This is a genomic window from Acinetobacter sp. YH12096 (assembly GCF_013419215.1).
In the GTDB taxonomy this organism is placed as follows: domain Bacteria; phylum Pseudomonadota; class Gammaproteobacteria; order Pseudomonadales; family Moraxellaceae; genus Acinetobacter; species Acinetobacter amyesii.
The window spans coordinates 20,224-40,364 of record NZ_VPAM01000001.1 but is presented as its reverse complement, the minus strand read 5'-3'; the positions used below and the strand labels follow the sequence as shown (position 1 = coordinate 40,364).

At 37.8% G+C, this 20,141-nt stretch carries 20 protein-coding genes; 15 read left to right on the top strand and 5 right to left on the bottom strand.

The window, feature by feature from the left end:
* Positions 1-68: 68 nt before the first annotated feature.
* The 8 genes from FTU36_RS00175 (at position 69) to FTU36_RS00140 (ending at position 10,570) form a co-directional block, all read left to right on the top strand.
* A complete protein-coding gene (locus tag FTU36_RS00175; RefSeq protein WP_180115295.1) occupies positions 69-527 on the top strand; it encodes a hypothetical protein in 459 nt (152 codons plus the stop codon).
* 82 nt (positions 528-609) lie between these two features.
* Entirely contained in the window at positions 610-1,437 is an 828-nt protein-coding gene (locus FTU36_RS00170; protein ID WP_180115296.1) for an HNH endonuclease, read from the top strand.
* Positions 1,438-1,476: 39 nt separating this feature from the next.
* Positions 1,477-4,353, top strand: coding sequence for a type I restriction endonuclease subunit R (locus FTU36_RS00165; RefSeq protein WP_180116583.1), 2,877 nt, complete (start codon positions 1,477-1,479; stop codon positions 4,351-4,353).
* Between the two features lie 35 nt (positions 4,354-4,388).
* Positions 4,389-5,363, top strand: a complete 975-nt coding sequence (locus FTU36_RS00160) for a hypothetical protein (RefSeq protein ID WP_180115298.1) — start codon at positions 4,389-4,391, stop codon at positions 5,361-5,363.
* Positions 5,364-5,472: 109 nt separating this feature from the next.
* On the top strand, positions 5,473-5,679 hold the full coding sequence (locus FTU36_RS00155) for an AlpA family transcriptional regulator (protein ID WP_180115299.1): 207 nt from the start codon (positions 5,473-5,475) through the stop codon (positions 5,677-5,679).
* Entirely contained in the window at positions 5,676-7,700 is a 2,025-nt protein-coding gene (locus FTU36_RS00150; RefSeq protein WP_180115300.1) for a DUF3987 domain-containing protein, read from the top strand. The genes FTU36_RS00155 and FTU36_RS00150 overlap by 4 nt, the downstream gene beginning before the upstream one ends.
* 1,245 nt (positions 7,701-8,945) lie before the next feature.
* Positions 8,946-9,515, top strand: coding sequence for a 1-acyl-sn-glycerol-3-phosphate acyltransferase (locus FTU36_RS00145; protein ID WP_078189041.1), 570 nt, complete (start codon positions 8,946-8,948; stop codon positions 9,513-9,515).
* 302 nt (positions 9,516-9,817) lie between these two features.
* Positions 9,818-10,570 (top strand): YebC/PmpR family DNA-binding transcriptional regulator, encoded by a 753-nt coding sequence (locus FTU36_RS00140; protein ID WP_078189042.1) that lies wholly within the window; start codon positions 9,818-9,820, stop codon positions 10,568-10,570.
* Between the two features lie 89 nt (positions 10,571-10,659).
* Here the strand turns inward: FTU36_RS00140 and FTU36_RS00135 are convergent, their stop codons facing one another.
* Positions 10,660-11,130 carry an Lrp/AsnC family transcriptional regulator gene (locus tag FTU36_RS00135; protein ID WP_111885999.1) on the bottom strand — a complete coding sequence of 157 codons (471 nt, stop codon included), beginning with the start codon at positions 11,128-11,130 and terminating at the stop codon, positions 10,660-10,662.
* A gap of 321 nt (positions 11,131-11,451) precedes the next feature.
* Entirely contained in the window at positions 11,452-12,216 is a 765-nt protein-coding gene (locus tag FTU36_RS00130) for a glutathione S-transferase family protein (protein WP_168379640.1), read from the bottom strand.
* 269 nt (positions 12,217-12,485) lie between these two features.
* Between FTU36_RS00130 and ychF the strand changes: the two genes are divergently transcribed.
* Both ychF and FTU36_RS00120 read left to right on the top strand, forming a co-directional pair.
* Complete coding sequence (gene ychF / locus FTU36_RS00125; RefSeq protein WP_078189045.1) at positions 12,486-13,577, top strand: redox-regulated ATPase YchF; 1,092 nt, start codon at positions 12,486-12,488, stop codon at positions 13,575-13,577.
* A 273-nt stretch (positions 13,578-13,850) separates the two neighbouring features.
* Entirely contained in the window at positions 13,851-14,243 is a 393-nt protein-coding gene (locus FTU36_RS00120) for a hypothetical protein (protein ID WP_257224772.1), read from the top strand.
* Positions 14,244-14,309: 66 nt separating this feature from the next.
* On the opposite strand, the gene FTU36_RS00115 is transcribed toward FTU36_RS00120, so the two are convergent.
* Positions 14,310-14,849, bottom strand: a complete 540-nt coding sequence (locus tag FTU36_RS00115) for a DUF962 domain-containing protein (RefSeq protein ID WP_180116582.1) — start codon at positions 14,847-14,849, stop codon at positions 14,310-14,312.
* Between the two features lie 100 nt (positions 14,850-14,949).
* Here FTU36_RS00115 and FTU36_RS00110 point away from each other — a divergent pair, with 100 nt between their 5' ends.
* Positions 14,950-15,657 carry a Crp/Fnr family transcriptional regulator gene (locus FTU36_RS00110; RefSeq protein WP_180056007.1) on the top strand — a complete coding sequence of 236 codons (708 nt, stop codon included), beginning with the start codon at positions 14,950-14,952 and terminating at the stop codon, positions 15,655-15,657.
* Between the two features lie 96 nt (positions 15,658-15,753).
* Here the strand turns inward: FTU36_RS00110 and FTU36_RS00105 are convergent, their stop codons facing one another.
* On the bottom strand, positions 15,754-15,912 hold the full coding sequence (locus FTU36_RS00105; RefSeq protein ID WP_180009458.1) for a hypothetical protein: 159 nt from the start codon (positions 15,910-15,912) through the stop codon (positions 15,754-15,756).
* A 430-nt stretch (positions 15,913-16,342) separates the two neighbouring features.
* Complete coding sequence (locus tag FTU36_RS00100) at positions 16,343-16,822, bottom strand: hypothetical protein (protein ID WP_180116581.1); 480 nt, start codon at positions 16,820-16,822, stop codon at positions 16,343-16,345.
* Between the two features lie 103 nt (positions 16,823-16,925).
* Here FTU36_RS00100 and FTU36_RS00095 point away from each other — a divergent pair, with 103 nt between their 5' ends.
* The 4 genes from FTU36_RS00095 to purT all read left to right on the top strand — a co-directional run bounded on the left by FTU36_RS00095 (position 16,926) and on the right by purT (position 20,137).
* Positions 16,926-17,678, top strand: coding sequence for an AzlC family ABC transporter permease (locus FTU36_RS00095; RefSeq protein WP_078194362.1), 753 nt, complete (start codon positions 16,926-16,928; stop codon positions 17,676-17,678).
* On the top strand, positions 17,675-18,022 hold the full coding sequence (gene ygaH, locus FTU36_RS00090) for an L-valine transporter subunit YgaH (RefSeq protein ID WP_078189050.1): 348 nt from the start codon (positions 17,675-17,677) through the stop codon (positions 18,020-18,022). The genes FTU36_RS00095 and ygaH overlap by 4 nt, the downstream gene beginning before the upstream one ends.
* A 124-nt stretch (positions 18,023-18,146) precedes the next feature.
* Positions 18,147-18,764 (top strand): hypothetical protein, encoded by a 618-nt coding sequence (locus tag FTU36_RS00085; protein WP_180116580.1) that lies wholly within the window; start codon positions 18,147-18,149, stop codon positions 18,762-18,764.
* A 158-nt stretch (positions 18,765-18,922) separates the two neighbouring features.
* A complete protein-coding gene (purT, locus tag FTU36_RS00080) occupies positions 18,923-20,137 on the top strand; it encodes a formate-dependent phosphoribosylglycinamide formyltransferase (RefSeq protein ID WP_171263820.1) in 1,215 nt (404 codons plus the stop codon).
* Positions 20,138-20,141 lie beyond the last annotated feature (4 nt).

Below are 20,141 nucleotides of genomic sequence, written 5' to 3'. Positions count from 1 at the left end.
TTCATATCAGCAAAGTGATAAAGTCACTTTGCTTTTTAATACTTTATAAAACTTAAAATAGGACCATCATGAAAAAACTTATACTCGTTGCTTTTATGGCATTGCCGATGTTGGCACAGGCTCAACCTTTTAAATATCAAAAAGATATTTCTGGTTTTAAGCACTATAAAGGAGACGTAACCATAACAGGAACTTACTCACGTACTTTAGACCCTGAATATTTAGAATATATGGGCGATGGGATTTGCTTTGAACCTGATAAAAAATCATCTGCACTTGTTCCTCGTCCAAAAGGTGATGAACGAACTGCATGGTTCTGCTTTAGCAATTTTGAGCAAGCCAAAAAAACATTTAAATTGCCAGATACCATTAAAAAAGACTATTGCAGCTATGAAGGTAAGGCAACCATTACCATTAAAGACTACAACTTGTTTGTTGAAGAAACAGAAGGTTTTGACTTAACACACTTGGTTTCAGCAAAAAATATAACGCCTGCAAAAGCAGTGAAGTGTGAAACTCAGTATTAAAGCTGTTTTGTTAATGCATTCAGATAAGCCAAAAACTTGAAAATGGCTTGTTGCAGTAGATGTTTGTGTAAGGGGAATTGTTATGGCGAATTGGTTAGTTACTGTTAATTTCGATGAATTTGATTTAGAAAAAGCCTTTGAAGCATTACCTACAATTTATTGGAAAAACTCAGCAACGACTGAAGGTAAAGGGTTACAGATTAACGATATTGTTTATGTCTATGTCACTCAACCAATATCTAAAGTCATGTATCAATTCAAAGTGATTGGACATGCTGATCCATCAGAATATCCTCTTGCACAAAAAGCATTTTGGAAAGATAGGACCCAACTGAATAGCATTAAGGGCTATGCTGTTTTTGAAAAGTTAAAAAAAGTCGATAAAGCTACTTTATCCTTTGATTACTTTGTCCAGAATAAATTAATCCCTGATGCTCCAATTCAAGGTCGCCGTACAGATCGTGACAAAGCTCCGAATGACCCTATTCGCATCTTCTTAGCGCATATTGTGAATGAGTTTAATCACGAAACTGTCGCTACAGATTACCCAGATGAAGCTGACACTGAAAATAAAAGTTTTCCTGAAGGTGCAAAGCAAACCGTTCAAGTGAATCGCTATGAACGTAATCCTGTAGCACGTGCCAAATGTTTAGAAATTCATGGAACGCGCTGTGAAATTTGTAAGATGAGTTTTGCAGAAACTTATGGCACTTTCGCTAAAGATTTTATTCATGTGCATCACAAAACTCCATTACATCAAATTTCAGAGAGTTATGAGGTCAATCCTAAAACGGATTTAATTCCTGTTTGCCCAAATTGCCATGCAATGCTGCATCGTCAGGAAAATGGTATTCCCATGACAGTTGATAGATTGAAACTTTTATATGAAGTCTCAAGAAATTCAAAATAGAACAAAGTATAAAATTTAGTTTAGAAAATAGAGGGTGAAATGACAGTACAAAGCGAATACCAACTTGAAAATGAACTGATTAGCCAGCTGCAACAATTAGGTTATGCCTCAGTGACGCTCAAGGACGAAAGCCAACTACTGTCTAACCTCAAAACCCAAGTCGAACGCGCCAATGGACTTGCGCCCCTGTCAGAAACGGAATGGAAACAAGTCATCAGTTTTTTAAACACGGGCACCGTGTTTGAACGCGCCAAGAATCTGCGTGATCTGTTCCCAGTCAAATTTGATGATGGAACCAGTAAACACCTTTTTTTCCTGTCCGATGATCCTAGCAAAAATATTTATCAAGTCACTAATCAAATCACCATCGACCACCGCGACTATAATGGCAGAACCAGCCGTTTTGATGTGACTTTACTGGTCAATGGTTTGCCTTTGGTACAGATCGAGCTGAAAAAGCGCGGTATGGAAATCGCCGAAGCCTTTAACCAAACCCAGCGTTATACCCGTGAAGCGTATTGGGCTGGACAAGGACTATTTAGCTTTGTGCAATTGTTTGTCATCAGTAATGGCGCCAATACCCGTTATTATTCTAACGGCACCACAGGCATCGAGTTTGCCTTTCCATGGGCGGATGTCAGCAATAAACACATCAATGAAATTGTCGACTTTGCCGACGCATTTTTAAATCAGCAGCATCTGACCCAAATGCTGACTCAGTACATGGTGCTGCTAGAAACCACCAAAAGCCTGATGGTGCTGCGTCCCTATCAGATTTATGCAGTACAGAAAATTGTTGAGCATGTGCAAAACTCCGATCAGAACGGCTATATCTGGCACACTACAGGTTCAGGCAAAACCCTGACCTCATTTAAAGCCAGTCAGATCATCATGCAAATGCCTGATGTGGAAAAAGTCCTGTTTGTGGTGGATCGTAACGACCTCGACACGCAAACCTCACGCGAATTTAATGCTTTTAAAGCCGATAGCGTCGACAGCACCGATAACACATCGACCTTGGTGAAACAGCTGGATCAACGTCATGACAAACTGATTGTGACCACCATCCAAAAACTCAATCGGGCCATCAGCACCGAGCGTTATTTAGAATCGATTGATTATCTTAAAAATAAAAAAGTGGTCTTTATTTTTGATGAATGTCATCGCAGTCAATTTGGTGAGACCCATCAGAACATCAAAAAATTCTTCAGCAATGCACAAATGTTTGGTTTTACCGGTACGCCTATTTTTGAAAAGAACAGCCAAAGCAAAGCAGGTTTAAAACTCACCACAGACTACCTGTTTAATCAGTGTTTGCATAAATACGTGATTGTGGACGCCATCCGTGATCGTAACGTCTTGCAGTTCCAGATTGATTATCGGGGCAAATACACCGCCAAAGGCATGGCGACGAATGACAGTTATGAGGAAGATGTAGAAGGCATCGATACCAAAGAACTGTATGACAACCCGCAACGCCTAGAAATGATTGCCCGCTACATTGTCAATATTCACGATACCAAAACCCGTAATCGTGAATTTACCGCAATGTTCTGTGTCAGTTCAGTCGAAACACTGACTCAATATTACGACATCTTTGAAAAGGTGCAGGCTGAAAAACAAATTGAAGATGAAGCACAAGGTCGGATATTTAAACCGTTGACTATTGCAACCATTTTTTCCTATGCGGCAAATGAGGCTGTACCGACTGATGACTTAACTGGCTTGATTCATGAAGAAGCCGCAGATATTCCAAGCCAGGTCAATTCATCCAGTCGGGATAAGCTGGATCGCTACATTGCCAATTACAACCGACAGTTCAAAACTAACTATAATTCAGGTGATCAATTTTATGCGTACTACCGCGACATTGCACAGCGCGTAAAAAACAGGCAGATTGATATTCTAATCGTGGTCAATATGTTCCTGACTGGCTTTGACTCCAAACCTCTGAATACCTTGTATGTCGATAAAAATCTAAAATATCATGGCTTGATTCAAGCATTCTCTCGTACCAATCGTGTCTATAACGATAAAAAACCATTTGGCAATATCATCTGTTTCCGTAACCTAAAACGTGCAACGGATGAAGCGCTGGCACTATTTTCCAATAAAGAAACGACCAAGATCGTCCTTGTTCCAAGCTATGCGGAAATCGAACAGGATTACCAAGCAGCGGTGAGCAAACTGTTTGCCTTAACGCCCAATTACCAATCAGTCGATGATCTTGTCACTGAAGAACAGCAACTGGAATTTATTAAAGCTTTCCGTGAAGTGATGCGCTATAACGCGCAATTACAAACTTTTATTGAATACGATCAAGACCAAACACAACTCGATAAGCAGCACTTTGCGAATTTTGCCTCTAAGTATGCTGACCTATGTCGTGCCGTTAGAAAGACCACCAAGAAAGACAAAGTATCGGTACTGGATGATGTCGATTTTCAACTGGATTTACTGCACAGTGACCGCATTAATGTTGGTTATATCATCAACCTCCTACAGCTTGTTGTTGATACAGACTCAGAGGACAAGCGTCAGAAGTACCAAGCGCAAATTTATGACTTAATCAGTAGCGATATTAGTTTGCACGATAAGCAAGACCTTATTCAAAAATTCATTGAAGAAAACATGCCGAAGATGATCAATGGGCAGAGCGTCCAAACGGCTTTTGCTGCATTCTGGGATGCTGAAAAAGAACAGGCCTATCAGCATCTCTGCAAAGAAGAAAACCTGAAACCAGAAGCCATGAAGCAGGTTCTGGAGCATTATGAGTTCACTAAACGCTTACCACGTAAAGAAGAGTTGAAAGACTTGCCTAACTATAAGGTTAAGCTGTTTGAGCGGGATAACGTCTTCACTCACTTGATGGTCAAGACACGTCAGTTGATTGAGAAGTTTTATACTGGTTTATAAATCAGTAACGCTGAATTTCAATTTGAGATAATTAAATGGAAAGAGTTACACAAGAAGACAAAGAGGAAGTAGCTATATTTCTAAAAGAATATAGCAAACTTAATAATAAATTTATTAAAATTAAATTTATAAGTAATAATCTAAAATTTAAAACTTACCTTAGTAATGAGGAAAAGGATTTCCATGTTGAGAAAATTTATTTATTGTTAGAGGATAAGTCTTTTAGAAAAATATTGGAATGTGAATTAAAGCTAAGTGATTTAATTCTTTTTTCTAAAAAATATTATTTCTCAATAAAATATAAGGAAAAACTGGATAGTAGTTTAGTATATAGTGGAACTGAATTAAAAAAATGGCTCAATAAGCTTGAGTCAGCAAAAAATAAAATGATAAATTTATTAAATACATCACCATTGTCGAAAACCAAGACAACAGTTTTTTATTTAAGTTCAAGCTATGTTAATAAGATTGTGAATTATTTGAGAAAAGAAAAAATAATTGCTGTTATAGATATGGAAATGATAGATGTAAGATTTCATGAACTAAAAGAATATGCAAAAAAATATGATAATAAAGATATTGATGATTTTATTAATTTTATGAAAGATAATAATTATATTTCTCCTTTAAGTGGTATGGAAGATGATATAAAAATACCAGAATATAAGTTTTTAAGAAAATATAATGATATTTTACTAAGTGAAAAAATATATAATAAATTAATTGATTATATTGAATTTGTGGATAGTGATCTGCTTGATTTTTTTTACAAAAAAATAGAAACAGAAATATTAAATATGAAATCTCCACGAGTTGATAATACATCGCACAGAACATTCTTTATTAAAGACATATGGGATATTGACGGAAAGGCAGAGATTTTCCCAAATAAAAGACCGTACAATATAAATATAATTTCTAAATTAATTCAAATTTTTTACACCGACTTAGATGTACTAAATGATGATGCGGCAAAGGCTAAAGTTAAAGAAATATTAAAAATAAAATAATATATTTCAATTATTTAGGTTTTTTTTGTAAAAATATTAAAAAAACATAAGGGCTTATAACTTCAAAAAAAACCATGATGGTTCCTAGCATTGTTATTGGAGCTCACAAATGCTTTTGAAGATTAAAGATGTTTGCCGTATTCTAAAAATTAGTAGAAATACGTTGTATAACTTGCAACAAAAAGATTCTTCGTTTCCGAAGCCAATAAAATTTGGAGATAAAAAACAAGCTAGAATTTTTTATCGTGAAAATGAAATAAAAAATTGGGTTTTGAGTTTAAATCCTTCAGATTCTGAGCTGGAGGGTGAAAAATGAATGTAAAAATCATTTTTAACGAACCGTTTGCAGCAAGCACCGATCCGGTGACAGGCAATAAAACCGAATATCATTCGATTGAAGATTTTGCAAAAGGCTGTATTGATGAGCAGAATCTCAAAGTTAAGCCTGAAAGCTATATCCATCCTGAATTGCCGGAATATAACTGCGAAGAAAACACAGTTTTTCCTTTTGTAAACCCCCAGCAGCTTAAAGAGGTTATTGGTTATCGAATTGGTGGAATTGCGAAGAAATGGGATATAACTCAGACACCACACAAAGAGATTGATTCTAAAAAAGTATCTTTTTTGATTGGTAAAGAAGGAATCGTTGCAAGTATTAAAAATACTACCTCTATGCAGTATGTTTTAGGTACTGATAGCGCAGAGTTATTTGCAAAACTTGCTAAGGCTGGTGAATCAGTCATATTCCATTCTGATATTGATGTCGCGTATCGGATTATCAATAGCGGTATGCCTGAAACAATTTTTAGGGCTATGACAGGCTTTAATCAACCTAAAAAAAATCAGGATTTATTTATAAAGTTGGACGAGAGTTTTAAAGAACTTCAATCTACACAAATAAAGTATTTTTTTTCAGAAAAAATTAACGAGCTCAAGCAAGCAATTGACCCTAACACATTTATTCGAGAACCATTAAAGCAATGGGAAGAATTGTTACCACTCGTACAGAAAGAATCAAATGCATCTTATCCAATCCATGCTTTTCCAGAAATTGTACAGAATGCCGTAAAAAAAGCGGCATATTACAACCATGTACCTCTTGCACTAGCGGGACAAACAGCATTGGGATTGATGGTGTATGTTGCGCAAGAACATGCACAAGCTCCGAGTGATAAAAGTATCAAAGGGCAACCGTGTTCGTTTGGTACACTTTCAGTATTTGAAAGCGGTGGTGGTAAAGATGAAACTAGAAATCTATTGGCAAAATCTATTGTAGATCGAGATAGAAAAGACAAGGTGGGTTATCTTGCTGAGAAGCGCGCTTATGAAGCTCTCCCCCCCAAAGAAAAGAAAGATATACCACTACCCATTAACCCAGTCACTCTCTACACGAAAGGTACGACACAAGGTATTGTAAAAGCTATGTCACGCTCAATCCGCACTAGCTTTGCATGGCAAACTACAGAGGGCGCAATGGTTTTGGGTGGTTACTCTCTCACCAGCGATACGATGGGCGAATCTTTAGGGGTGATTAATACTCTTATAGATCAAGGAGAAAGCTCTAGCACCTTGCACGGCAATGATGAACCCGAGATTGTCATAGATAAAAGGTTTAGCGTGGATTTATGCATTCAGGATGTAATGGCAAAAAAGGCACTTAATAATGAAGCATTACGACATCAAGGTTTTTTAGCGCGTTTTTTATTTGCAGCACCTGAGCCTTTAGCTAGGCGCAAGGTCACTAAGGAAACACGGTGCATTATTGCGAGTGAAGATTCTGCAATCATTGCTTTTAATGAATTATCAGAACGATTGAAATATCCACCACATATAGAAATTGATTATCTCAGCGGTAAGCGTACTCAGTTTATGAAAGATGCTGAAGCAGATGCACTGCATATTGAATTTGAGAACCACATTAAAGAGGCAGCAGACAAAAGCGGAAAATATCATAGTATCCGGCCAAACGCTTTACGGATGATTCAATACAGCTTAAGAGTTGCAACAGTGCTAGCGTATTTCACACCTGAGTTAGATTGTATTGATGCAAAGACTATGCAAGGTGCTATTGCTCTATGTACCTACTCACTTGATGAATGGATAAGGTACTACGGTAAAGATGAAGAAACCGACAGCGACTTATTGCTTAAGTGGTTAATGAAAGAAAACGGTAGCAAGATTTTAAAATCGAGAATTTCTACTCACGCATCACCTGCAAAATTAAGAAATAAAAATATTCGTGATGATGCTTTGACAACTCTTTGTGACTGTAATTATGTGCGAATAGAAAAAATTAGTGGAAAGGATTATGTAGTTTTAAATTCTACTCTTTTATGAAAACATGCTAAACCTGCTAAAAGTAGTTGTAAGCCTTATATAGTGAAGGTTACGTTTTAGAAAATACAAATGCTAGGCTGTGCTAAAAATGCTAATTTTTCGGGAAATAGCAGAATTAGCCAGCTTTAGCAAAATGTTTTACTAAAGCTAATATCTTGCACAGCAAGGTGTTCATAGTTAATTAGCAGCTTTAGCAAACTTTAGAAAATTAAAACATCAGAAAGCAGTTCCGGAATAAAATTATAAAGGGCTAATTTAGAAAAATAGCTAGTATTTGCCAGAATATTATCTATTGAATGATGATGTTAAATTAGTGCTGAATCAGTTCAATTCTTAGCGCTAAGAAAAAAAATGAAAAATAAATACAAAAAAGTAACAAAAACAACCCATGTATCCAAGTTTGTATCTTTTTCCACTCACTTTAATAATTTTTTATAAAACAATAATTTAAGTTAAAGTATGGTAACGTGTGGGCCCACCATATAAAACAACCCCTTACGTGCATTAATCGTGAGGGGTTTTTTAATGTTAAAAGCTAAGTAAAGTTTGTCTAAGCCTTTAAAAGATATGGCAGATAACATATAGATACGTACAAAACTTCAAGTCAACTTGAGTAAGCTACGATTGGTTAATACGAGAAGTAGGTTATAAAGAAATACATTCAAGAAAAATTTAAAAGCTTAAGTTCTAGATACCCTTAAATAAAGTCACGATTTGTTATACTTAAAAGGTATTATTTTATTCATTATAAGCAAATGTTTTTTGATTCATGACATTTAGAAATACTATATATTTCACACTTTAAAAGCACAAATATTAAGACTCAACCTGTTCAGGCTTTCTTAAGTCCAAATAAAACTCAACAATTGACCAAATAACAATCAAAGCAAACATAGCAACAGCGAATAACACAGCAGTTAAATAAATCATGCTTGAGTTCTCCGTTAGAAAACGAGTTAAGACCAACAGGTTAAAAATTTTAACCTACGACAAAAGTCTAATAAGAATTTCTGACGTTGCCTAGCCATATTTAGCAAATTTTTAAGAGTATTTTTATCTATGATGATAGCTTTGCTATATAAAATTTAACCGATTTATTGCTAAAAAGTATAATTCTTCAATCCCCCCTTCTTATTCCGATTTGAAATATATGCATAATTCAGATCAAAGCTCACTTAAATCCTCTTGACTGATGATCCAAACAAGCAGAAATTACACCTTTTTAAAATCACCGTACCACCGACTATGTTGAAAAAGTTTATTGGCGAATCTGCATTTAAATTGGCAGGCTGGAAATACCACGTAGAGCCTGATGTTTTAGAAAATAAACAAGTGATCGTCGGCTTTGAACACACCTCAATGATGGATGCTGTTCTTTCACTGGCCCTTTGCCAAATTTACGACATTAAAATTCACACGCTGATTAAAAAAGAACTCTTTAAAGGTCCATTTAAACCTGTTCTTGAAGCGATTGGCGGTATTCCTGTAGACCGTAAAGCCAATAAAGACATCGTGACTCAAATGGTTGAGCATTTTGAAGCCAATGAAAAATTTAATTTAGTCATTGCTCCAGAAGCGACACGAGCAGAACGTGGTGAAGCACGAAAACCGATTCGCACAGGCTTTTGGTATATTGCTAAAGCTGCAGGTGTGCCAATTGTATTAATGTATGCCAACTCAAAAACCAAACAAGGCGGTATTTTCGGTAAGATTTACCCAACTGACCTCGATCACGATTTAGCTTTAATTAAGCAGCTCTATAAAGATAAAGTAGGTTTAGACATCGTGATCCCAGAACCTAAAAATAAAGACTAAGTGCCATTCACGTTTTTTTAAGATATACGTACTTAAAGATATAAATGTATCGTGCTCCATGCATTGTACATTTATATCTTCCTTTTATAACAAGATCACCTCGCTCCTTTCAGCCCAATTCTCATCATAAGAAAAATTACAGTACGAGCGTTTAGACATTTCGCATTATTTTCTCAAATTTGGATATTTTTTTTTCAACTACTCAATTCCTGAAATCCAGTACTTTCACACAAAAAAGCCATTATGGTAGAATTTGCTCAATTTGATAGGCATAAGGCCAATCTACAAGGAGCATATTTCGCATGGCGGGTCATTCCAAGTGGGCTAATACTAAGCATCGTAAAGCAAAACAAGATGCGAGCCGCGCTAAAGTATTCACAAAATTTATCCGTGAAATCGTGACAGCTGCACGTTTAGGCGGCGGTGATGTAGCGTCTAACCCACGTTTACGTGCTGTTGTTGAAAAAGCATTAGTTGCAAACATGACACGTGACACCATTAACCGTGCAATCCAACGTGGTGTAGGCGGTGAAGAAAATGCTGATCTAAAAGAAGTCACTTACGAAGGTTATGGCGTTGGTGGTGTTGCTGTCATCATTGAAACAATGACTGACAACTTGAACCGTACTGTTCCTGACGTTCGTCACTGTTTCTCTAAAACTGATGGTAATTTAGGTACTGCAGGTTCAGTGGCTTATATGTTTACCAAACGTGGTGAGATTACTTTTGAAGATGTTTCTTTAGAAGATCAAATCATGGACATCGCTTTAGAAGCGGGTGCTGAAGACATCGAAGTGGACGAAGAAGAAATTTTAGTTATCACTACACCGGAAACTTTCGGTGAAGTTCAGGATGCGCTAGCAGCAGCAGGTTTAAAATCTGATAACGCCGAAGTGGTGATGAACCCTTCAACTAAAGCGTTAATTTCAGATATCGAACAAGCGAAAAAAATCATCAAAATGATTGATATGTTTGAAGATCTTGACGACGTTCAAAACGTATATACCAACGTTGAATTCACCGATGAAGTAATGGCTGAGTTAGAAGCTCTATAATTCAATCGAGTGAAGTATAAAACGCACCCTTCGGTGCGTTTTTTATTGCCTAGCTTTCAACTGTTTGAGTTTATATATGAGGGCTGCATTTAAACCTTATTTAATAAGCCATTACAGTTAAAAACATTATATTGTTTAATTACAAAGCTCGAATGTAATGCAACTACGTGTTCAATTTTACCAATGCGCTTGAGTAAAATTTCACTATAGTTTTCCATATCCCGTGCAACGACTTCCACAATAAAATCGGCAGACTGCCCTGTCACCAAAAATGCATTAATGACTTCTGGAATACTTTCTAATGCTTCTAAAAATTTAGCAAAAGTATCTGTATCATGTTTGCTTAAGGACACCTGTAGCAGCACATGCAAACTAAAGCCCAATTTTTGATAATTAATTTCACGTTTCAGACCACTGATAATATTGTGATCAATCAATTGTTTGATCCGACGATGAACTGAACTGACCGATAAATTCACCCGCTCTGACAGTTCATTTAAATTGACATCTTCATGGGTCAAAATTTCTAAAATTTGTTTATCAAAACGGTCTAGTTCCATCAGTCTACTCCAGCCATTTTTGAAAACAGTGCTGATGATCCCGATTCATCAAACACCTGTTGTCATTTTCAATGTTATTTTAAGTTTTAAAATCAGCATTTATGTGCAAGTTTTCTCATGTATAGCATGATTTATTAAAAATAATAAAGCTCATATGCATTATGAACATAATAATTTGCATATATATCGTGTTTAAATGAATGTTTTTTCATCACGGTTTGATTTTTTATATTACCAAGTAAGTATTAAGTGGCTTAAAAAAAGCGCGCCATTAGGCGCGCTTTTTTTAAGCAGTATGACGCAAAGTTTTATATAAAGGGCTTATACACCACGCCAATCTACCCGTGCATTCCGTTCTGTTTGGTATATGCGTTGTACATATTGACCTAAAGGCAAATCGCTCAAATAGGCTTTATAAGCTTTGAACTCTTCTGACAAGGTTTCGCCATGCTCTTTTTCCCACGGCGTTCCGACAACCTCTAATAACGGCGCTAACATTGAACACACCGCAATATCGGCTAAACCTAATCGGTCGCCCACAAAATAACGCCCACCTTGTTCAATCAGACGTTGATTTAAATCAACCACAATTTCATCCAGTCGCTCACGTGAAGCCGCAACCTTATCTGTATCTAATTGATAACCCTTAGAAACCAGTGCCTTTATAATCGGTTTTGAATATTTTTCAAACTGACGTAAATAGCCTTTTTCACCAATTAAAATATCAAGTGATTCTTCACTTTCATTTAATACATGTGCCAACCCCCAACGGCGCACATGTTGGCCTAACTCAATGGAGAGTTCATTAATTTCTAAAGCGTCTTCACGCAGTTTGACATCTGGACGGATCAGACTATGTTCGGGGTAGGTCGCATCCAAGTAAAAGGCGATTTGAGTTGAATCTGCAACCCAATGATCTTGATCACGTAAAATCGGTAATTTGTTTTGCCCTGTTTTAAGCTGTGCAAATGCACGATGCACACCCGGCATTAAATTATGAGCCACATAATCCAACTCTTTGTGATCGAGTAACCAGCGCGCCTTTTCACAAAAATGTGAGAGTGGAAACTGGTAGAGAGTTCGCATAAATGCTCCAAGTTTTTGTTGTAACTGTGGTTTATAAAACCCAGTAATTTTATAGGGATACTTTAGTCACTGTGTTATTGAAACACAATGTCATTTTTGCACCTATTCTGCATCCGTAGTGCAACTTAAGCTTTATTCAGACGTGAATTCATCTCGATCTCAGCGCGATTCAATAAGATATACATTCTCCTGCCCATATCACCTGACTTTATTATGGCTTTCATGTAAAATCATCCACAATTTTTTTATAATACTTTGTGAGTTATTTCATGGGTTTTAACTGTGGTATTGTCGGCCTGCCGAACGTTGGTAAATCAACGCTTTTCAACGCATTAACCAAAGCTGCGATTGCTGCTGAAAACTTCCCATTCTGTACAATTGAGCCAAATACTGGGATCGTACCTGTACCTGACCCACGTATGGATAAACTTGCTGAAATTGTAAACCCACAACGTGTTGTCCCAACCACGATGGAATTTGTGGATATCGCAGGTCTTGTTGCTGGTGCATCTAAAGGTGAAGGGCTTGGTAACCAATTCTTAGCTAACATTCGTGAAACGGATGCTATTGCACATGTTGTACGTTGTTTTGAAGACGAGAATGTCATTCACGTAAATGGCAAAATTGATCCACTTGACGATATCGCAACAATCAACACTGAACTTGCACTTGCTGACTTAGAAGCTGTTTCTAAAGCAATTACACGTCTAGCAAAATCTGCAAAAGGTGGCGATAAAGAAGCGATTGCGACCAAAGCTGTTTTAGACAAAATCTTACCTTTACTGGATGAAGGTAAACCTGCGCGTGCAGCTGACCTTGATGAAGATGAACGTAAATTGGTGCGTGGTTATGGCTTCTTAACCCTTAAACCAACCATGTATATTGCCAACGTTGCAGAAGATGGTTTCGAAAATAACCCTCACTTAGAAGCAGTGCAAAAATTAGCTGCTGAAGAAAATGCAATTGTGGTTCCCCTTTGCAACCAAATCGAAGCAGAAATTTCATTACTTGAAGATGAAGATCGTGCTGAATTCCTTGAAGCTTTAGGCATGGAAGAACCTGGTCTAAACGTAGTTATTCGTGCAGGTTATGGCTTACTTGGTCTTCAAACATACTTCACAGCGGGTGTACAAGAAGTTCGTGCTTGGACAGTAAAAATTGGTGCAACTGCACCTCAAGCTGCAGGTGTGATTCACACTGACTTCGAAAAAGGCTTTATTCGTGCTGAATGTGTTGCCTACAACGACTTCGTTCAATACAATGGTGAAGCTGGCGCTAAAGAAGCAGGTAAATGGCGTTTAGAAGGTAAAACATACATCGTTCAAGATGGCGATGTTTTACACTTCCGTTTTAACGTATAAAACAGCACCCATAAGAAGCCAGCAATTTGCTGGCTTCTTTAATTTTAGGCAAATGATGAAGCCAAAAAATAAGCATATTTAAAAACTTAAAACCTGCTTAAAAACAAAATTATATCGACACGAATACATGATTTGGTTGCTGAGTCACCACAGTGCAACGACTTAAATCTCTACCGTTCTGCTATAAATTTACTCATAGGCACTAATGCCTATTTTCATAGAACAATAGCAATGAAAAAAATCAGCACAATTCTAACAGCAGGTATCTTTACAATGCTTAGTGCAACTGCGTTTGCATGTCCACAAGGCACCACACTTACAGGTGGTACAGGTGCAAACCATAAAGGTGGTACTTGTGTTTCCATTGCTAAAGATGCAAAACATCAGGAACGTACTGCTACACATGCAGCACAAGCTGCGCAGCATGATGCAAAAGTCGCTCGACACGATGCAAAACAAGCCAGCCAATTGGCTCAGAGCAAAGTGAAACATAATCAAAAATTAGCAAAACATGATGCAGCTCAAGCACAGCATCTTGCAACACAAGCAAAATCAGAAGCTAAAACTTCAGCCCATGCTGCCAAAGCTGCAAATACTGACGCAAAAGCAAAAATCGCTGCACAAAAGGTGGCAGTGGAACAACATAAAACTGCTGTGAAATCCTAAACAGTTGAGAATCAATACATCGCGCAAAAAAAAGCCGGAATTATCCGGCTTTTTTATTCAAATCATTTATGGGTGAGCAATATGTAATGCTTTTGCATCCATCTCTGCGCGCTGTCTTCTTGCTTCTGTCAGCATGCGTTGTTCAAGCTCTTTACGAAAGCCTAGTAGAAACACAAACTCTGCTAGGACAAATAAAGGCCCTATTGCCAAGCCAATGACATCATCCATAAACGCAGGCTTTTTCTTTTCATAATAATGACCGATAAATTGGATGATCCAACCCACCACAAAGATCCCCACACTCCAGATCAACCATGACATGAGGCTCATCTTTGCGATCATCAAGGCTAAGGGATACGTAACCGCAAACACCAAAAGCATAATCAAACCGAAAATTTTATCTAAACTCAGGTAATAGATTACACTGGCAATAATCAACAACAATGCAAGGGTCAGTTCAAAACCTGAAATCATTAGCCCTACTCGTGCTGTTAGGCACATAATCGAAAACACAATAAGCGGAATACCCACAAAATGCGTTAGCACATTTTTTCGATCTAAATGATATGCTGCATACTGGCTTAGCAGTCTTTCAAGTTTGCTCATTAACTTACTCCTTGTTCATTTACTCATTTCACTATATAAAAAATGCATCAATAAAGTTGTCAGCTAATAGACAAGTTGGACCAAAAAATAAGGATATGCTGTGCTGGACGCTCAATATGTGCATCAACTCAATAAAAATGTATGGTATTCAGGCTTAAATCTTTCCTTCCAAGACTTTATCTGCCGCCATGCCTTAACCTTAGCTTTCGAAAAAGACGCACGCGTTTTTTTATCAGGACAGCGTTTTAATGGTATGTATGCGGTCTTAGAAGGCGCAGTTCGCTTAGGCTATATTGATATTCATGGCAAAGAAGCGATTGCCGCCATTGCTGAGCCGATTATGTGGTTTGGCGAAATATCCTTGGTTGACCAATTACCACGTTCTCACGATGCCATCTGTACCAAAAAGTCCACCTTATTACACTTACCGGCTCAAGCAATTCAGCAATTATTACAACAACACCCTGAGTTTTGGTTTCATATTGCCCAGCTCACCAGTCAAAAACTTCGCTATGCCTTTATGGAACTCATAGCCTTACAAACGCAAAGTTTAAGTCAACGTCTCGCACAGCGTCTGCTGTTTATTTTAAATGGATATGGAAATCATTTGGAAATTGAGCAACACACCATACATATCTCGCAGGAACAACTTGCGCAACTGATGAATTGCTCAAGACAATCAGTCAATCAGGAGCTTCAGCAATTGGAAAAAATGCAGGTCCTTCGTGTTGCGTTTAAACAAATTGAAATTTTAGATCTAGCGGAGTTACATCAGATTGCTCATGCACTTCCTGTGCATGATGTCTGACATTTGTGATTTAAATAAGTGCATTTAATTGCACCAGAATGATTCTTTATAGTTATTTTGCTTTTATTTGTAGCACTTCGCTTTATTGAGTTTTGATCAAGACAATAATTTGCAAACATTTACACTGTCAAAACCATTTGTACATGCTGCAACTTCTTGAGTTGATGCTTCTGATTTGTCTTCAGTCGCTGCTTGTGCATTGAGCGCTGTAGTCAAAACAGCCAAAACCGATAACATCATTAATGTTTTTTTCATCTTAATCACCTATTCAACGTCTTTAATTTACACACTTCATCTTTTACGCAGTAATTTTTACATATTTTATCAAATAATGATAATTTTAATTTTTTATCACATTATCTATACTTTGTATTATTAATATTTTAAAGATATTAATTTAAGAAAAAGACAGACGACTAGCGTTCTAAAATGGAGTGCTTTTTATCAATGAGTCTTTATAAAAAAATAATTATGTATTTAATAATCAATGCTTTTTATCTATTTAACTTCAGAAAACAACCATGCAATTTGAAATTTAGCTCAATACTACGGCAGCGCACTGATTTAATTTTTTATATGAAATAGCGATACTTTGAGGAGAATTTTCCAATCCTCTATTATAGATTTATTCTTGTTTTTTGATACTTTCCAAAAAAAGCAGTGAAAATTCACTGCTTTGATCGGATTAAACGCCTACTTTTTTCGGATCGGTATTTCCGAATTCAGGGTTTTCAATCGCACCTTTGCATTGATTTTTATCACGCTCATAATCAGCTTGCTTCTGTGCAACAGCCGAACTCTGATCAATACTTTCACGTGCCCAAATTTCTAGACTTGTCAAAGCCTTACGACACAGTGCATATTTTCCTTCAGTCACAGAATCGGTCATTTTGACATTGATACGCCATTCCGTACTCAATTTACGCGCTGGAACACGGACTTTCTCTTCCATCTGATCAACTTGCTTTGCATAAACAATCGGATCGACTTCATTGATAAATGCCCAAGCTTTGGCAGCATACTCCGTTGCATCATTGGTTAATTTAGGTGCTGCTTTAATTTCGACTTGAGCTTGTTCAGCTCCATCATTACCACAGGCCTGCAACAACACCGTGCTGCTCAATAATGAAACAATCAGTATCCCACGCATCTTTAACCTCTGCATATCCGGCTCATTTCAGCAAACATATTCGGCAATATGCTAGTGAATTCGAGTACAATACTCAATCATCATTTGACCTGTTGTTCAACTCTTTCAAAGGTGTGTCGTGTCTGAGCACAAACTTCCTACAGTTCAGCCTGCGGGTTTTTGGCAAGGTGCTAAAGATAGTCAAGCCATTATCTTTACCTATCTTCCTGTTTCTTTTGCATTTGGGGTTTCTGCGACTCAATTTGGTTTCACTGCGTGGGAAGCCTTATTTTTATCTTGTTCTATGTATGCAGGTGCCAGTCAGTTTCTCGTCGTTGCGTTACTGGGAAGTGGAACATCTATTTGGATGACTGCACTCACTGTGATTGCTCTCGATATACGCCATTTGCTCTACGGTCCTGCTTTACAAAACCTGATTCAAGACCGACTCAATTTAAAGAAAACGGCAGTTTGGGCTTGGGGTTTAACCGACGAAGTTTTTGCATCAGGTATGATTAAACTGTCGCAACGTCGTCAAGAATGGTCAGAATCTTGGATGTTAGGACTCAGCTTATTTAGTTGGCTGTCATGGGCAACAGGCTCATTTTTAGGCGGTTTATTTGCCGATCAAGTCAGCAACCTTCCACAATTTTTACAAGCCGCACTCGACTTCCTGCTGCCTGCATTGTTTTTAAGCTTTTTACTTGCCGCATTTGAGAAAAAACATACATTTGTGGTCACGGTTACAATTATTGTTTCTGCGATTGCCTGCTACTTTATCGACTTGTCTGCTGCGATTTTTATCGGTATTTCTTCTGGTATTTTTGCCGGTTTATTCAAACATTATGTCTTAAAAAAACCTGATCCTGAACATATGGGTGAAGCATCATGAATCTAGAAATTATCCTGGTCGGGATCTTGGTCGGGATTGCGAATTTTGCATCACGGTTTGGGCCATTCTTTGTAATTCAGAAATTTCAGCAAGGTTCACAGCAGCGTGGTTCTTTATGGCTCAAAATCGCTTTGGGCTCGATTGGTATTGCCGCAATTAGTTCAATGTTGGTGGTTGCAACCTTACCGCCGCTGCTTGAAACTCCAAATAAAAGCTTTGCCATGTTAGTTGGATTTGCTGTGCTTGCAGGCTTGTATTTCAAGTTTAAAAAAATTGTCCCTGCTACACTGACTGCGGCACTGACTTACGGCTTAGTCTATACCTATATACCTTTTCATCTCTAAAGCTGAGTCAGCGACAATCCAAATAAAAACCTCAAGCACAAGCTTCTTCAGCCTGTGCCTTTTAATTAGCAATATTTATGAGATAGTCAACGCATAACATAAAAAATCTAGCGAAACCCCATAGATGGCAAAGTACCATTGTATTCAAGGCAAAATTTATATTCATTCTAGACAACCATCTGAATTGAGTTGGGGACTGCAAAAACCCATCGAAAGTACATATTTTCAATGCTTCATTCAAAGCCAGCTGTTCAGTGGTAATTTCTGCGCTGTACATTACCAACCTGCAGATCAGATCCGCGCCATTTATATAGAGAAAAATCAGCAAAAGACGATTGTGGGCTTATATAACTACACACAGCAGATTCTGCACTTACATCCACGCCGCCTGATGTTTTCACACATATCGATGCCCCGCCTGTTCAGCAATTTTCTGCAGCTGGCGGGTTTTTTATTGATTTTTCTATTGTGCATTTTTAGCCTCAGTTCATGGCTCAATTCATCATTTCACATTCTATCGGTAGTTGCAGACGCACTCTATTTCACTGCCATTTTAATTGGCTTAATATTGATTTTATGTATATGCGCCGTACCACTGCTCGGATTGCTATACTGGCCCAACTTCCGTCAAATATCTGTGCAGCTCCGTGCGCTTCAATGTGCAAATTTGGATATTGAGCCATTCCCTGCATCTGTAAAAAATGCTGGCATATTTAAAGTGAATTTAAATAAAAACAAATAAACACCACTATTTAAAGATTTTCGCAGGTACATAATTAAGCGAACGCCCCCATAAAGATATAAAAAAAATTGTTGGACAATATCATTTATTTATGTGAACACTCTCTTATCTCTCGAACAAGTTCTGCTATGCTTAAATTCCCATAAAATCAAGCATGGATGATTTACATGAGCGTCACTATTGGTACTCCACTTCAGTCTTCAGCGTATAAAGTCTTACTGTTAGGTTCTGGTGAACTCGGTAAAGAAGTTGTGATTTCATTGCAACGTTTGGGTGTAGAAGTTCATGCTGCCGATCGTTATGACCATGCTCCTGCCATGCAAGTTGCACATTTTTCTCATACTTTAAATATGGCAGATCCTGAGGCACTTAAAGCTTTAATTTCTCAAGTGAAGCCTCATTTGATTGTTCCTGAAATTGAAGCTATTGCGACTCAAGTTTTAGTCGAGATCGAAGAACAAAATATTGCCACTGTCATTCCTTCTGCAAAAGCTGTCAACCTGACGATGAACCGTGAAGGGATTCGCCGTCTAGCTGCCGAAGAGCTTGGACTCCCGACTTCAGCCTACCGATTTGCCAATACCCTTGAAGCGTTCCGTGCTGCATGCGATGACATTGGTTATCCAAACTTTGTTAAGCCTGTCATGTCGTCTTCGGGTAAAGGACAGTCACGTGTAAAAAGCTTTGATGAAGTCGATGCTGCTTGGGAATATGCACAAACAGGTGGACGTGTAAATCAAGGTACAGTGATTGTGGAATCACAAATTGACTTTGACTTTGAAATCACCCTGCTGACTGTTCGTGCAAAAAATGCAGAAACAGGTGAAATTGAAACATCATTTTGCGACCCGATTGGCCACCGCCAAGACGCTGGTGACTATGTAGAAAGTTGGCAGCCACAACTCATGACTGCTCTTGCTTTAGAGGAAGCCAAGCGTATTGCCAATAAAGTAACCATTGCATTAGGTGGATGTGGCATTTTTGGGGTGGAACTGTTTGTCAAAGGCGATAAAGTATGGTTTAGTGAGGTATCACCTCGTCCACACGATACAGGCCTTGTCACGCTTGCATCGCAATTCCAAAGCGAATTCGAACTGCATGCACGTGCCATTCTTGGTCTGCCTGTGAATACTGCTCGACACAGTACTGCTGCGAGCGCAGTCATCTATGCAGGCGTGGATGATACCAATTTATCATTTACTGGCTTAAATCTTGCTTTGGCTAATCCAGACACCGATTTACGCCTCTTTGGTAAACCAGAAGGCTTTAAACGTCGCCGTATGGGCGTAGCAACAGCACGTGCTGAAACCACAGATCATGCGCGTGAACTTGCTCAACATGCTGCACAACAAGTCAGTGTTCAACAAAACTAAGTTT

Bases quoted from the DNA above. Each gene is read 5' to 3' on its own strand.
- FTU36_RS00175 (WP_180115295.1), top strand. From the start codon at position 69: ATGAAAAAACTTATACTCGTTGCTTTTATGGCATTGCCGATGTTGGCA.
- FTU36_RS00170 (WP_180115296.1), top strand. From the start codon at position 610: ATGGCGAATTGGTTAGTTACTGTTAATTTCGATGAATTTGATTTAGAA.
- FTU36_RS00165 (WP_180116583.1), top strand. From the start codon at position 1,477: ATGACAGTACAAAGCGAATACCAACTTGAAAATGAACTGATTAGCCAG.
- FTU36_RS00160 (WP_180115298.1), top strand. From the start codon at position 4,389: ATGGAAAGAGTTACACAAGAAGACAAAGAGGAAGTAGCTATATTTCTA.
- FTU36_RS00155 (WP_180115299.1), top strand. From the start codon at position 5,473: ATGCTTTTGAAGATTAAAGATGTTTGCCGTATTCTAAAAATTAGTAGA.
- FTU36_RS00150 (WP_180115300.1), top strand. From the start codon at position 5,676: ATGAATGTAAAAATCATTTTTAACGAACCGTTTGCAGCAAGCACCGAT.
- FTU36_RS00145 (WP_078189041.1), top strand. From the start codon at position 8,946: ATGTTGAAAAAGTTTATTGGCGAATCTGCATTTAAATTGGCAGGCTGG.
- FTU36_RS00140 (WP_078189042.1), top strand. From the start codon at position 9,818: ATGGCGGGTCATTCCAAGTGGGCTAATACTAAGCATCGTAAAGCAAAA.
- FTU36_RS00135 (WP_111885999.1), bottom strand. From the start codon at position 11,130: ATGGAACTAGACCGTTTTGATAAACAAATTTTAGAAATTTTGACCCAT.
- FTU36_RS00130 (WP_168379640.1), bottom strand. From the start codon at position 12,216: ATGCGAACTCTCTACCAGTTTCCACTCTCACATTTTTGTGAAAAGGCG.
- ychF (WP_078189045.1), top strand. From the start codon at position 12,486: ATGGGTTTTAACTGTGGTATTGTCGGCCTGCCGAACGTTGGTAAATCA.
- FTU36_RS00120 (WP_257224772.1), top strand. From the start codon at position 13,851: ATGCTTAGTGCAACTGCGTTTGCATGTCCACAAGGCACCACACTTACA.
- FTU36_RS00115 (WP_180116582.1), bottom strand. From the start codon at position 14,849: ATGAGCAAACTTGAAAGACTGCTAAGCCAGTATGCAGCATATCATTTA.
- FTU36_RS00105 (WP_180009458.1), bottom strand. From the start codon at position 15,912: ATGAAAAAAACATTAATGATGTTATCGGTTTTGGCTGTTTTGACTACA.
- FTU36_RS00100 (WP_180116581.1), bottom strand. From the start codon at position 16,822: ATGCAGAGGTTAAAGATGCGTGGGATACTGATTGTTTCATTATTGAGC.
- ygaH (WP_078189050.1), top strand. From the start codon at position 17,675: ATGAATCTAGAAATTATCCTGGTCGGGATCTTGGTCGGGATTGCGAAT.
- FTU36_RS00085 (WP_180116580.1), top strand. From the start codon at position 18,147: ATGGCAAAGTACCATTGTATTCAAGGCAAAATTTATATTCATTCTAGA.
- purT (WP_171263820.1), top strand. From the start codon at position 18,923: ATGATTTACATGAGCGTCACTATTGGTACTCCACTTCAGTCTTCAGCG.